This is a genomic window from Amycolatopsis sp. lyj-84 (genome assembly GCF_046549075.1).
Lineage (GTDB): Bacteria > Actinomycetota > Actinomycetes > Mycobacteriales > Pseudonocardiaceae > Amycolatopsis.
In genome coordinates this window covers 154,854-168,342 of sequence record NZ_JAJPWO010000014.1, presented here as the reverse complement: position 1 = coordinate 168,342, position 13,489 = coordinate 154,854, and the positions used below count along the sequence as shown (strand labels likewise).

At 68.0% G+C, this 13,489-nt stretch carries 13 protein-coding genes; 7 read left to right on the top strand and 6 right to left on the bottom strand.

Features of this window, described 5'->3' with window-relative positions:
• Positions 1–38: 38 nt before the first annotated feature.
• The gene (locus tag ACLJRM_RS34565; RefSeq protein WP_101606240.1) at positions 39–1,286 is read right to left on the bottom strand and encodes a hypothetical protein; all 1,248 of its coding nucleotides are present in this window, start codon (positions 1,284–1,286) and stop codon (positions 39–41) included.
• Positions 1,283–1,867: an RNA polymerase sigma factor gene (locus ACLJRM_RS34560; protein ID WP_168214249.1), complete on the bottom strand. Its 585-nt coding sequence runs from the start codon at positions 1,865–1,867 to the stop codon at positions 1,283–1,285. The genes ACLJRM_RS34565 and ACLJRM_RS34560 overlap by 4 nt, the downstream gene beginning before the upstream one ends.
• 70 nt (positions 1,868–1,937) lie before the next feature.
• Here ACLJRM_RS34560 and ACLJRM_RS34555 point away from each other — a divergent pair, with 70 nt between their 5' ends.
• Together ACLJRM_RS34555 and ACLJRM_RS34550 are read left to right on the top strand one after the other, a co-directional pair.
• Positions 1,938–3,389 (top strand): hypothetical protein, encoded by a 1,452-nt coding sequence (locus ACLJRM_RS34555; RefSeq protein ID WP_410665471.1) that lies wholly within the window; start codon positions 1,938–1,940, stop codon positions 3,387–3,389.
• Between the two features lie 297 nt (positions 3,390–3,686).
• Complete coding sequence (locus tag ACLJRM_RS34550; RefSeq protein WP_410665470.1) at positions 3,687–4,577, top strand: alpha/beta fold hydrolase; 891 nt, start codon at positions 3,687–3,689, stop codon at positions 4,575–4,577.
• 64 nt (positions 4,578–4,641) lie between these two features.
• Here ACLJRM_RS34550 and ACLJRM_RS34545 read toward each other — a convergent pair whose 3' ends face one another.
• Positions 4,642–4,920, bottom strand: coding sequence for a DUF3892 domain-containing protein (locus ACLJRM_RS34545; RefSeq protein WP_101606250.1), 279 nt, complete (start codon positions 4,918–4,920; stop codon positions 4,642–4,644).
• Positions 4,921–5,142: 222 nt separating this feature from the next.
• Between ACLJRM_RS34545 and ACLJRM_RS34540 the strand changes: the two genes are divergently transcribed.
• Entirely contained in the window at positions 5,143–5,736 is a 594-nt protein-coding gene (locus ACLJRM_RS34540; RefSeq protein WP_101606251.1) for a hypothetical protein, read from the top strand.
• Positions 5,737–5,794: 58 nt separating this feature from the next.
• Here the strand turns inward: ACLJRM_RS34540 and shbA are convergent, their stop codons facing one another.
• Entirely contained in the window at positions 5,795–6,970 is a 1,176-nt protein-coding gene (gene shbA, locus ACLJRM_RS34535) for an RNA polymerase sigma factor ShbA (protein WP_410665533.1), read from the bottom strand.
• 188 nt (positions 6,971–7,158) lie between these two features.
• On the opposite strand from shbA, the gene ACLJRM_RS34530 reads away from it, so the two are divergent.
• Complete coding sequence (locus tag ACLJRM_RS34530) at positions 7,159–7,410, top strand: WhiB family transcriptional regulator (RefSeq protein WP_101606252.1); 252 nt, start codon at positions 7,159–7,161, stop codon at positions 7,408–7,410.
• Between the two features lie 96 nt (positions 7,411–7,506).
• Here the strand turns inward: ACLJRM_RS34530 and ACLJRM_RS34525 are convergent, their stop codons facing one another.
• Both ACLJRM_RS34525 and ACLJRM_RS34520 read right to left on the bottom strand, forming a co-directional pair.
• Positions 7,507–9,081 (bottom strand): MDR family MFS transporter, encoded by a 1,575-nt coding sequence (locus ACLJRM_RS34525; RefSeq protein WP_410665469.1) that lies wholly within the window; start codon positions 9,079–9,081, stop codon positions 7,507–7,509.
• Between the two features lie 36 nt (positions 9,082–9,117).
• The gene (locus tag ACLJRM_RS34520) at positions 9,118–9,744 is read right to left on the bottom strand and encodes a TetR/AcrR family transcriptional regulator (RefSeq protein WP_101606254.1); all 627 of its coding nucleotides are present in this window, start codon (positions 9,742–9,744) and stop codon (positions 9,118–9,120) included.
• A gap of 100 nt (positions 9,745–9,844) precedes the next feature.
• Here ACLJRM_RS34520 and ACLJRM_RS34515 point away from each other — a divergent pair, with 100 nt between their 5' ends.
• The 3 genes from ACLJRM_RS34515 (at position 9,845) to ACLJRM_RS34505 (ending at position 13,485) form a co-directional block, all read left to right on the top strand.
• Positions 9,845–10,588, top strand: coding sequence for an SDR family NAD(P)-dependent oxidoreductase (locus tag ACLJRM_RS34515; protein ID WP_410665468.1), 744 nt, complete (start codon positions 9,845–9,847; stop codon positions 10,586–10,588).
• Between the two features lie 174 nt (positions 10,589–10,762).
• Positions 10,763–11,962 carry an LCP family protein gene (locus ACLJRM_RS34510; RefSeq protein WP_410665532.1) on the top strand — a complete coding sequence of 400 codons (1,200 nt, stop codon included), beginning with the start codon at positions 10,763–10,765 and terminating at the stop codon, positions 11,960–11,962.
• Between the two features lie 638 nt (positions 11,963–12,600).
• Entirely contained in the window at positions 12,601–13,485 is an 885-nt protein-coding gene (locus ACLJRM_RS34505) for a hypothetical protein (protein WP_410665467.1), read from the top strand.
• Positions 13,486–13,489 lie beyond the last annotated feature (4 nt).

Sequence of the window (13,489 nt, the reverse complement as noted above, 5' to 3'; positions counted from 1 at the left end):
ATCGAACGATCAAGAAAGGGTAGGGCCGGCCACCCCGGCTACAGAGTCCCGTCGAACACGACGATGCCGTTGGCATCACGCGCTCGAATATGGACCCCTCGCGGGACCGGATCGTTCACCTCTTTCGGAACGAAGGCCACGAAGGTCCCGTCGACCACATCGGTCGTCGAGGTCAGTCCGGCGCCGAAGTCACAGGTCACCGTCACCGCGGTCGCCGGCAGCAGCGTCCCGGCGAAAGGCGTCCGGGCGTTACCCCGGTCACCGCCGTCTTCCACACCGCCCAGTGGCTGCATCGGGATGTTCCGGGGCTGCTCCGGCGGGAGCTCGAAATGGTCTTGGTAGACACGCATCTTCAGCCGGCCGGGACGCCGCGGGTCCGGAACGGTCGTGCACGCCAGGCTCCGGTCGCCCAAACGGCCGAGAACGACCTGATAGCCGTCCTTGTCCAGCAGCGCGCCCGGCTCATAGCCCGCCACGTCGGAGACGGCGTCCACCGCACCGGACAGGCATACGCCCAGTGCACGTCCCGCGGGCGAGGTCCGATCGGCCGGGGCGACCGGGCGATCGACGGCCGAAAGCAGCGGCGCCGGAGCCGGTGGCAGGCTCGTGGTCGTCGCTCCGACGGGCTCGTAGACGGACAGTTGCGTCTTGGCGGGGTCGGTCCAGGAGAACGAGACGAACTGCTGTGTCAGAGGCGAAGCTTCCACGGCGTCCCCGCCGCCGGAATCCTCGGCCTGGAACGCGAGACCCGCACCCCGCAAGGCCGGATCGAGCACCCCGCCGATCAGCCCGGTCGCGCTCTGCAGGAGCAGCCCGGTGCGGGTGCCCGGCACATACGTGGGGGCGGCGTTCGGGTCGGACAGGGTCACGGTGGTCAGCGTCGTCTCGCAGAACATCGGCTTGCCCGCCGCCGTCGCGGCGACGACCGAAACGCCCAGATCGACGTTCGTGAACACGGGAACCCATTCCTCGCGCGGGGGCACTCGGTCCGTCTTGGCCGCGGCCCGCACCGCGGCCCAGCAACGGTCGAGCGAGGACGTCGCCAGCCTGACGTCCAGGTTGAGCTCGCCGGCGGCCGGCGCGGGGCCGGGGTCCGTGCCTTGCTGACGGAGCAGCTGCGTCGAGGCGGCGGCGCCGGACGCGACGAGAACGACCGCCGCGGCGGCGTACCAGATGCGTGCCGGCCGCCGCGGCTTCGCGATCCCCTCGCGGACGGCCGATCGCATCCGGGTGCGGACGTCGTCCGGCATCGGATGGCGAGGCGGGTACACGGGTTCGCCGTTCATTTCTCCTCCAGCAACGTACGCAGCCGGGCTCGTCCCCGGGAAAGATGGGCGCGGACGGTGACCTCGGCGATGCCCAGCAATTCTGCGGCGTCAGCGATGCTCACCTCGGCGGCCAGGCAGAGTTCGACGACGTCGCGCTGCGATCTCGGCAGTGACCGGACGGCTTCGGCGACTTGTCCCAGCCGGCGCTGGCCGTCGATCTTTTCGGCCACCGAATCGGCGTGGTCGGACACGGCGGGCTGGGCCGGGATCTTCCCGAGCAGCCGCAGCCGGCGACGAGCACCGCGATGCTCGTCACGGGCGACATTGGCCGCGACCGTGTAGAGCCACGGCAGGGCGCTGTCCCGCACCAGGGTCACCTCCGCCCGCCGCCGCCACGCGATGAGGAACGTCGTGGACGCCAGGTCCTCGGCGCTGCTCCACGAACCGGTCAGGCGATACGTGTAGTTCCACAGAGCCTCGGCGTGCCGCTCGAACAGCTCACCGAACGCCCCTTCGTCGCCGCCGGCCGCACGGGCCCACAGCTCCCGGTCACCGGTCTGTTCCACCGGTACCCCCGCCCCGATCGCATGGATGCTCACGTCCTGGTTGTGGCCGGCACCGGCCGAACGTTGCGCGCAACTTTCCGGGCCGGGGGAGCCATATCAAGTCATGATCATGGAACAGGTCCGGACGACGGACAACCGGACGACGTCCTGGCGGATGCCCCTGACCGTAGCCGTGCTCTCGGCGGGGGTGTTCCTGCTCGTCCGTCCGCATTTGATCGACGACACGTTCATCACGCTCGCGTACGTGCGCAACGTCGCCTTCCATGGCCACTGGGGCTTGCTCGCCGACGCGACGTCGAACACCGCGACGTCGCCGGCGAACGTGCTCGTCCTGGCGGCCCTGACCATCTTCGTCCGCGACGCCGTCTTCGCCGCCGGAGTGTTGTTCGTGCTGTGCCAGGTCCTGCTCGCCCTGGCGTTGCGCAGGCTCGGCGGGGCGGCGGGGCTGCCGCCCCGGTTCCCTGCTCTGACACTCGCCGCGCTGACCGCGAATCCGCTTCTGCTCTCGTCGATCGGGCTCGAGGTCGCTCTCGGTGCGGCGGTCCTGGGCTGGCTCACCGTGTTCGCCGTCGAAAAGAACCCGTTCGCCTTCGGTCTCGCAGCCGGCGTGCTCGCCCTGGTCCGGCTGGACCTGATCGTGTTCGCGGTGGTGCTCTTCGTCTTCCTCCGTCCCGGCACGGGACGCGCACTGCTCGGAGCCGGGCTGATCACGCTGCCGTGGTTCTGCTTCAGCTGGGTGGTGCTCGGCGCGGCGGTACCGGACACCGTGGTGATCAAGACGCTCCAGGGCGCGCAACACGCCTGGGGTGCCTGGAACTTCGGTAACGGCCCGCTGTTCTACGCGCGGACTTCGCCGGTGATGGCGGCGCTGGCGTTCCTGCCCGCCGTACTCGCTGTCCTCGCCGTGGTGACACTGGCCATCCGGCGGCGCACGATCCCCGCCGGGCTGCGGCCGTTCGCTCTGCTCGCCCTCGGTGGCCTGCTGTACCACCTCGGTTACGTGTCGCTGACGGTCCCGCCCTACCACTGGTATTACGGCCCCGGTCTCACCGTGGCGACCGTTTTCGTCTGCGCCGTAGCGGTCTCCCACCGGATCATGGTCCGCGGGGTGCTCGCGTTGATCGTCGCCGGTCTGATCGCGTACGCGGCTGCCGGGCTTCCCCGCACGTACGCGCCGTTCACGTCGAACTACACGTCGAGCGCGCAGTACGCACGTATCGGAGCAGAATTGGGAACGCTCTCCGGAGGCCGGATCGTCGGCAGCGCGGGCGAAATCGGCATCCTCGCCTACACCTGCGGCTGCCCGGTCGTCGACGTCTTCTCCGACCGCGGCCTGCTGCCGGCCGCGATCGAGGCGCGCGGCAAGGAGAACCGCTGGACCCGCGCGATGTTCCGCGTGAACTACGCCTTCTTCGACTTCGACGTCCGGCCACGCCGTCCCGAACTCGTGCTGCGTCGGCTGGCGGCTCCACCACAGGACGCGCTCGCGCACTGGACGCTCGACGCGCCGACACTCGGAAAGCAGGAGCTGTACCTGGTGCCGAACAAGGAGTGACACCACCGCGACCTGTCGATGACTTGCTCGCTGGTACCCACCAGCCGGTCGGTCGCACCTCGGCAAAAATTCCGCAGAAAACCGGTCATGGGCTGACCGGTTTAGTCGGCAAAGTGGGTGTCGCGGCCTCATCGACGAGTCCGACCATCCACGGCGGTGCCGGCCCTCGGCCTGTCAGGGGTGCGCCGACACCATCGTCAGAGTGCTTTCGCCGCCTGAACCCTGTAAAGATTGGGAAGAAATTCAATGGTCGATCCAGCCGGCTTTCCCGAGCCCACCCTTGTTCCAGTCAACGGCGTGGAGCTCGAAGTGTTCGAAGCAGGCCGAGAAAACAAGGGAAAGCCCATCGTGCTCTGCCACGGCTGGCCGGAGCACGCCTTCACCTGGCGTTACCAGATGCCCGTCCTCGCCGCGGCCGGCTACCACGTCATCGCGCCGAACCAGCGGGGTTACGGCAACTCCTCCCGTCCGACCGAGGTGACGGACTACGACATCGAACATCTGACGGGTGATCTCGTCGCGCTCCTGGATCACTATGGCTACGAGGACGCCACCTTCGTCGGTCATGACTGGGGCGCGTTCGTCGTCTGGGGGCTGACCCTGTTGCACCCCGACAGGGTGAACAAGCTGATCAACCTGAGCCTGCCTTACCAGGTGCGCGGAGAAACGCCGTGGATCGAGGGCATGGAAACCTTCCTCGGCGGAGACTTCTATTTCGTCCACTTCAACCGGCAGCCGGGTGTCGCGGATGCCGTGTTCGACGGCAACACCTCCCAGTTCATCCGCAACCTCTACCGGAAGAACGTGCCCCCCGCACCCCCTGAGCCTGGCATGGCCTTGATCAATCTCGCCAAGGCGGAAACACCACTCGGGGAGCCCGTCATGAGCGACGGCGACCTGGCCGTCATCGTCTCCGCATTCGAGACGTCGGGGTTCACCGGCGGCATCAACTGGTACCGGAACCTCGACCGCGACTGGCACCAGCTGGCGGACGCGGACCCGATCATCAAGCAGCCCACCCTCATGATCTACGGCGATCGGGACCTCGCGGTCCCGAGGTTCGAAAAACTGGCGGAGTTCGTGCCCGAGGTGGAAGTGGTCGGCCTGGACTGCGGTCACTGGATCCAGCAGGAAATGCCCGAAGAGACGAACCGAGTGATTTCAGAATGGCTGGACCGGCAAGGCTGATGGACCCGCTGGCTGACGTGCCGGAGCCGCGGATCACCGTGGTCCATTGTGGACAAGCCCGCCCTCAGAAGCGGGGGAGCTCCAGCAGGTTGTTCTTCCAGATCCCGTCCGCCCGCGTGCGCAGGAACTCCGGACCGAAGGTCGGCTTGATGATCTCCACCGCCACCCGGTGGATTCCCTCGTCCACGTAGGCCTTCCCGTCGTCGTCCTCGATCCACGCCACGATCGCCGAAACGAAACTTTCGCCGGTCTCGCCGCTGCCGGGGTTGATCCAGCGCAGTTTCGTGATGCTTTCGTGGAACTTCCCGCCTTCGAGCCGCGCTGCGATGATCTTGATGGCCATGGTGCTGCCTCCCCGGCTGGGTGCCCTCGAAGCGAACAGGGGTAATGCTGTACTCGCCACCTGTCGGCACCCCGTTACGCCGTCCGGTCGCCGTGCCTCGAACGTTACGAGTTCGAGCGCCGCCCGTCCGTTCTGAGTCAGATGACGCAGACCGCGCGCGTTCCCGCATGTCACAGTCCTCGCGCCGGCCGGGAACACCAGCCGGAAGAGAGGGAAACAGACATGTGCGCTGCCCACAAGACATCGGCCGGGTTCCTGGGTGCGGCGGGAATCGCCCTGGCCGCGATGGCATTGGCCGGTTGCGCGCCGGACCCGGCACCGCAGGCCGCCCCGGCGCCCCCGCCGGTGACGACCTCGTCACCCGCCGCGGATTCGGCCGCGACGGTGGCCTGGATGAACGGATTCTGCGGCGCGGTCCGGGATTTCGTCGACGGCAACAACAAGATGCCTTCGGCGAGCGGTGAAACCGTCGAGGCCATCAAGAAGAGCACGAGCGACCAGCTCGGGCACTACTCGACCATTCTGTCCAAGACGGTCGACGGTCTCAGCGCCCTGCCCGCCTCGCCGGTTCCGGCGGGGGAGACGGCGAAGCAGGAGTTCCTCGGGAAGTACACCGCGGCGCGCGACAAGACCGTGAAGGCGAAGGCCGACCTGGACGCGTCCGGGAAGAACGACACCGCGGCACAGGGCCGGGCGGTCGAGGGGCTCATCGCCGCCCAGAAGGACACGAACGGCGCGCTCGACCCGGTCGCGGCCATTCTGGGAGCGCCCGAACTGAAGACGGCCGCGGCGACCGCGGAACGCTGCCGTCCGTGAACGCGCTGGGTCTCGTGAGTGGCAGGGACGGTTAGAACTGTCCCTGCCACTCACGAGGTCACTCGTCGGTGAGAATCTTGCGGAGCCGCGTCAAAGCCCGGTGCTGCGCCACCCGCACGGCACCCGCCGTCGATCCGACCACGCCGGCGGTCTCCTCCGCCGAAAGGCCGACGACGATCCGCAACACGACGATCTCCCGCTGCTTGTCCGGCAGGATCCGCAGCAGTTCCCCCATCCGGTCGCTCAGTTCGTTGTGCAGCGCGTGTTGTTCGGGGCTCGCGGTATCCGAGACCCCGTCGGGGACTTCGGCGACGGGTTCGGTGCGGTTGCGGGCGGCGGCGCGGCGGGCGTCGGCGACCTTGTGCTGGGCGATGCCGTAGACGAAGGCAAGGAACGGCCGTCCTCGTTCGCGGTAGGTGGGCAGCGCGCGGAGGATCGCCACGCAGACCTCCTGCGCGACGTCGTCCGCCGAGGCGTACGTCCGTTCCTGTCTGCCGATCCGCGCCCGGCAGTACCGGATCACGATCGGGCGGATGGTGGTCAGCAGGTGGTCCAGCGCGCGCCGGTCACCCTGTCCCGCGGCCGCGACGGGACCGTCGAGGGTGTACCAGTGATCCGGCGTCACCTGCTCGGGCTCCGCCTCCGTCGGGGTACCCGGCTCCACCAGGGCCAGGTCCCGGATCATCGCGCGGTTCTTGATCCGGGACAGGGTGTCTTCGACGTCGAGCCCCACCCGCAGCGCGTCGACGAAGGCGCCGTTGGCGCTGTCCAGGCGGCCGATGAACCCGGGGTCGTGCTCCTCCAGCCGGCCGCGCGCGTGACGCAGTGTCGCGCTGACGGCCTCGTCCGCGATCCCGAGCACCCCGGCGATCTCCCGGGAGGTGAAGCCGTCCAGTGACCAGGCCATACCGAGCTGCTGGCGTTTCGGCAGCCGCCCCAGCATGGTCAGGACGGATGAGGTCTCGTCGGCGAGGACGGTGAGCTTGTCCTCCCGGCCGGCGTCGGCGAAGGCCCAGTCGGCCCGGACCGCGGTCTGTTCCTTCGCACGCCGGTGCCCGACGCGGCGAACCCATGATTTCGGCTGGTTGATGGTCTGCCAGTCCTCGTAGGCGTTGAGCATCGCCTCCGCCGCCGCGTCCCGCGCCGGGTCGAGCGCGAAGCCCGCCTTGCACAAGAAGCCGGTGAGCAGCGGAAATTCGCTGTGAAAGAACTCGTCGAACTCTTCCTGGCCCATCACCCGCACTCACCGCTCCCAGCCGCCTGACGCGAATGCCCTCACAGGACAGGTGCAGTGAGCGGGCCGCTGAGTGTAACGATTCGGTGAAGGTGATGTTTGCGCCACGTACCGGGGTGGATACCCGGCTTCGAGCGGAAGTCGTTTGACGCGGAAGGGAAAATCGAAGAAAAGGAGGTGATAGGAAAATGGAAACGAGGATGGCCGGTGACCTGAGTGAGGCCGCTTGCCGCGGTGAGGATCCCGAACTGTTCTTCCCGGTCACCGAAACCGGTCCCGGCGCACGGCAGGCGAACAGGGCGAAGGCCGTGTGCGCACGGTGCCCGGTGATTTCGGCCTGCCTGGCCTACGCCTTGGACAACGGACTCGCCCATGGCGTTTTCGGCGGGCTGACCGGTAGCGAGCGGCGCCGCCCGATTCGTGTCGGCAGCGCTGCCTGAATCCACTCGAACGCGCGACTGAATTTCCGTCCGTTGTTTTCGCGCGCGAAAAAAGAGGGGCCCGGTTCGGTGAACCGGGCCCCTCTCTCGTGGTGGTCAGGCGACGGCGTCGGCGGCCGTCTCCTCGGCCAGCCGCTCGTTCCCCGACTGGGTCTTGAGCGGCTTGTGCTTGAGGAAGGCGACGGCGACGATGACCAGCAGCGCGATCGGCGCGCTGATCAGGAACAACTCGCTGGTCGCTTCCCCGTACGCGTTGCGGACGACGTTCGCGACCGGTTCGGGCAGCGTGGCGATGTTCGGCACCGCGCCGCCTTCGCCGCCACCGGGCAGCGGCCCGAGGTCCTCGGTGATCAGCGCGGTGACCCGGTTCGCGAGCACCGCGCCCAGCGCGCTGACCCCGATCGAGCCGCCGAGACTGCGGAAGAACGACAGCGTGGAGGTCGCCGTGCCGAGGTCCTGTGCGTCGACGTCGTTCTGCGCCACCAGGACCAGGTTCTGCATCAGCATGCCGACGCCCACGCCCAGCACCACCATGTAGGCGCCGAGGACGACGAGGTTCGTCTTGGAGTCGAGCGTGCCCAGCAGGGCGAGGCCCGCCGTCATCAAGGCCGAGCCGAGCAGCAGGTGGCTCTTCCACTTGCCGGTCCGGCTGATCAGCTGGCCCGACACCGTGGACGACACGAGGAGGCCGAAGATCATCGGCAGGCTCAGCAGCCCGGCCACCGTCGGCGACTTGCCGAGCGACAGCTGGAAGTACTGCGACAGGAACACCGTTCCGCCGAACATCGCGACGCCGACGAGGAAGCTCGCGAGGGTGGTCAGGGTGACCGTGCGGTTGCGGAACAGCCCGAGCGGCAGGATCGGCTCGGCCACCTTCGACTCGACGTAGACGGCGAGGGCGAGGATGACCACGCCCGCGGTAACCAGGCCGGCCGTCCACGCCGAGCCCCACGCGAACTGGTGCCCGGCCAGCGAAGACCAGACCAGCAGGGTCGAGACCCCGGCCATGATCAGGAACGCGCCGAGGTAGTCGACCTTCACGTCACGCCGGACCGTCGGCAGGTTCAAGGTGCGCTGCAGCAGCAGGATCGCCGCGATCGCGAACGGCACGCCGAGGAAGAAGCACCAGCGCCAGCCGAGCCACGAGGTGTCCACCATGACGCCGCCGATCAGCGGGCCCGCGATCGTCCCGACCGCGAAGACGGCACCGAAGACGCCCGAATACTTCCCGAGTTCACGCGGCGAAACGATGGCCGCCATGATCACCTGCGCGAGCGCGGTGAGCCCGCCCGCGCCGATGCCCTGCGCGACCCGGCTGCCGATCAGGAGCTCGATGTTGCCCGCGAACCCGGCGACCAGCGAGCCGACCACGAACAGCCCGAGCGAGAGCTGGATCAGCAGCTTCTTGTTGTACAGGTCGGAAAGCTTGCCCCAGAGCGGAACCGTCGCGGTCATCGCGAGCAGTTCGGTGGTGACCACCCAGGTGTAGGACGACTGCGAGCCGCCGAGTTCGGAAACGATCCGCGGCAGCGCGTTCGCGACCACCGTCGAGGCGAGGATGGCGACGAACATGCCCATCATCAGCCCCGACATGGCTTCGAGGACCTGTTTGCGGCCCATCGAATCCGGTGGCGATTCCGGTTCTCGTGATTCGGTCATGGATGCGGACATGGTCGTCCCCCTTCGTGTTCTGGGATGCCGGGCGCGTCAGCGCGCGCGGCCGCCGGGCTCCGGGAGCCCGGCGAGAAGCATTTCGACGGCTTCGTCCAACAGGTCGAGCGCGGACACCCGGCCGTCGTGCCGGGACCAGAGGATGAGCACGGCGTTGACGGCGCCGCCGAGCGTGGACAACAGCAACGTCGGATACAGGTCGTCCCGGGGATCCACGCCGGCGCGGCGCGCGATCGCCTCGATGGTCGGCGCGATGGTGTCGTGGTTCATCGCCACCGCGCGCGAATGCAGGGTGGCGTTCTCCTGGATCGCCTTCATCCGGCCGAGCCACTCTTCGCGGTTCTCGTCGATCTGGGCGAAGTCCTCTTTCAGTGCGGCGACGAAAGCGCGCGGGATGCTGACTTCCTTCGGCGCGGCGAGGAACTTCTCGATGACGCGCTGCGAACGTTCGGCGTTGTCCGCGTGCGCGATGACGACAGCGTCCTCTTTGGACGCGAAGTAGTTGAAGAAGGTGCGCGACGAGACCCCCGCCGCCGCGCTGATGTCCTCGACCGTCACCTGGTCCAGACCTCGTTCGGCGACGAGCCGGACGGCGGTGGTCGCCAGTGCGCGGTGGGTTTCCAGCCGCTTGCGCTCGCGGAGGCCTTTGACGGGTTCGGGCATGAGCACCACGATACGCACAAAGATGCAGATACTGCAAAATTGCAGTTTGTGAACCGTGCCACTGGCCGGCGGCCCCGAACCGCCTGGCAGACTGCGGCGGGTGAGCGGAACGGTGCTGGTACTGGGCGGGCGCAGCGAGATCGGTCTCGCGGTCGCGGAGCGGCTCGCCAAGGGCGGGGCGCGCGAGATCGTGCTCGCCGCACGGCGGAGCGCGGACCTCGGCGCGGAGACCGAACGGCTGCTGGCAGCGGGAGCGAAGACGGTCGACGTCGTCGAGTTCGACGCCGACGACCTCGCCGGGCACGGTCCGTTCCTGGAGAAGGTCGTCGCGGAGCACGGCCCGCTGGACGTCGTCGTCACCGCTTTCGGGATCCTCGGCGACCAGGCGCGTGCCGAAACCGATGTCGAGCACGCCGTCGCGATCGTGCACACCGACTATGTGGCTCACGTGAGTGTGCTGACGCATGTGGCCAAAGTGCTTCGTGAGCAAGGCAGTGGAAGCCTCGTGGTGTTCTCCTCGGTCGCCGGGGTGCGGGTCCGGCGGGCGAACTACGTCTACGGTTCGGCCAAGGCGGGCCTCGACGGTTTCGCGAGCGGCCTGGCCGACGCCCTGCACGGCACCGGCGTGCACCTCCTGCTCGTCCGGCCCGGGTTCGTGATCGGCCGGATGACCGAGGGCATGTCCCCGGCGCCGTTCTCGAGCACGCCCGATCAGGTCGCGGACGCGACGGTCGCCGGAATCCGGAAACGCCGGGATACCGTGTGGGTGCCGGGACTGCTGAGGCTGGTGTTCGCGGTGATGCGCGTGGTGCCCCGCGCGATCTGGCGCCGGATGCCCCGTTAGGGAGCGCTGCGCGGTCGGTCCGGTACTCGGTGTCGCGGCCGGTTGTCTGCTTGATCACTTCTGCTGGGCCGAACGGGCTTTAAGACCCGGTTATGACACGTTTCTCAGGTAATTCCCAGCTAACGCGGTGATCCTCGAATGCGGGGGATCATTCACGGAAGCGGGGAGAAGGTCGTGCTGCTCACGTCGCGAGGACGGCGGATCGGCGGCCGCGTCGCACTGGGCCTGGTGTCGACGGCGGTACTGGGGGTCACGGGTTTCGCGTGGACCCAGTTGAGCCGTTTGGACGAAGGCATCGTCACGGCCGACGTGATCGCGCCCTCCGCTCAGATGCCCGACGGTCCGGCGGGCGAGCCGCTGAAGGTGGCGCAGAACATCCTCCTCGTCGGGATCGATTCCCGGACCGACACTTACGGGAACCCGTTGCCGCAGAACGTGCTCGACACGTTGCACGCCGGAGCCGACGACGACGGCGGCGACACCACCGACACCATGATCGTGGTCCACATCCCGGCGGGCGGCGCCGCGGCCACCGCCATCTCCATCCCGCGCGATTCCTATGTGGACATCGCGGGCGGCTTCGGCAAGCACAAGATCAATTCCGCCTACAGTCGTGGCAAGAACGCCGCGATGAGCTCGCTGCGCGCCCAGGGCCTGAGCGGTCCCCAGCTCGAGGTCAAGGCCAACGAAGCGGGCGCCAAACTCACGATCCAGACGATCGAGCAGTTCACCGGGCTGAGCATCAACCACTACGCCGCCGTCAACCTCGCCGGGTTCTCCGCGCTGAGCGAAGCCATCGGCGGTGTCGAGGTCTGCCTCAAGGAACCTGTCCAGGACAAGTTCTCGGGGGCTTCGTTCCCGGCGGGGAAGCAGCTGCTTTCCGGGCCGCAGGCGCTCGCTTTCGTACGACAGCGGCACGGGCTGCCCAGCGACCTCGACCGCATCGCGCGGCAGCAGGCGTTCCTTTCGAGCATGGCCAAGACCATGCTGGACGCGGGGACGTTCACCGACCCCACCAGGCTGAGCGCCCTGACCGGCGCGATCCAGGGGGCGGTCGTGCTCGACCGCGGCTGGGACGTGCTGAGTTTCGCGCAGCAGTTGCGGGGGATGAGTTCGGGGGCGATCAAGTTCCAGACGATCCCGATCCAGAGCCTTTCCCTGCCGACGCCTTCCGACGGCGACGCGGTGAAGGTGGATCCCGCTCAGGTGAAGGCGTTCGTGAACGCCACGCTGACGTCGACGAACGTCGCCGCGGTGGGGGAGCCGACCGGCGGGATCGGGATCAAGCCGGTGGCGGCCACTTCCTCGGTCGCGGCTCCGCCCTCGTCTTCCACGTCTTCCGCGCCGCCTGCCTCGGCGGGCTGTGTCAACTAGGCGACCAACCCAGCCGACTTGGTACCTGCGCCGTGGCCGCTTGAAGTACGTGATGGCCCCCTTCCTTGCGCCTAGCGCAAGGAAGGGGGCCATCACGTACTTGGGAAAGGCGTGAGGGTCGCGTTTCTTCGGCCGAACTCAGGTAGGCGCCTTCACGCGTGGCCGCTGTGACTGCGGGTGTGGCTGCGGGTGGGGGTGGGGTGAAAGTGGCGGCCGTGGCGATCACGACCGTAGTGAAGGCCTCCATCCCTACGGTCAAGGTAGGCAAGGGGCCCTTCACTGCCCGGACTCGTGAACGGCCGCAGCCAGAGGCCGGTAGGTGACCAAGACACCCTTGGCCCTAACCCGAATCGCCACTCACGACCACCTGGACCGACGCCTCACCGGCCCCTGGTCGCTCGAAGTACGTGATGGCCCCCTTCCTTGCGCCTAGGTACAGGAAGGGGGCCTTCACGTACCTGCGCTTCGCTCGCACCCGGCCCAATCGCCTTCCGCGTTTGTTAGTCCTCTGACCGCGGTTTCGTGCCGAGCGCGAAAGTCCTCAAGATTCTTTTGAACCGCATCCCGCCGCCGTCCGTGTCGATGGCGTAGGGGAGTTCCAGAGAGCCTGGAACCCAGGGTGCAGGGGAGAAAGAATCGTGCTCAGCAAAAGAGTTCTGCCGATCGCCGTGCTCGCCGCCGCCGGGGCGTTGTCGCTCGCCGCCTGCGGCACGGAGAACGCCGCGCTGCCGACGGCACCGGCGCCGGTCGAGCAGGTCGCCAACGAGTTTTCTTTCCTCGCCGGGACCGCGAAGGCCAACAACGCGCCGCCCAAGACCGGTGACTGGGCAACGGGTTCCGACGGGACGCCCGGGACCGCCGACCAGAACGTCGCCCGCAAGTGGGTGCAGCTCAAGGCCGCCAAGGCAGGCGCGCTCGACCCGGTGGTGGTCAACGGCGCGGGCCTGACGTTGTACCGCTTCGACACGGACACCGCCAAGCCGTCGAAGTCGGCCTGCGACGGCGACTGCGCCAAGGCATGGCCACCGGTGCTCGTCACCTCGGGGAGCAAGATTTTCCTGGCGGGGATCAAGAAATCCGCCGTCGGCACGGTCAAGCGCGCCGACGGCACCCTGCAGCTGACCGTCGGCGGCTGGCCCGCGTACCGGTTCGCGAAGGACACCAAGCCCGGTGACACGCTCGGTCAGGGTGTCGGCGGGACGTGGTTCGGGCTCGCCCCGAACGGCCAGAAAACACAGGGTGGGCAGCAGGAAGAGACCACGCCGCCGCAGAAGCCCGCGTCCAGCACGGTTCTCTTCGACGGCAAGAACTTCAGCGACGACGAGCCGTCGCAGGGGCTCGCGGGCAAGGGCTGCCAGAACGTCGCCCGCCCTGGCTTGACGTCGTCGGTCTCCGCCGCCGGTTCGCTCAAGCTGTGGTCCGAAAAGGACTGCAAGGGCAAGTCGCTCGTCATCGAAGGTGACGTGCGGGATCTCGCGAAGGTGAACTTCGAGGACAAGGTCACCTCGATTTTCTTCGGCTGAACCA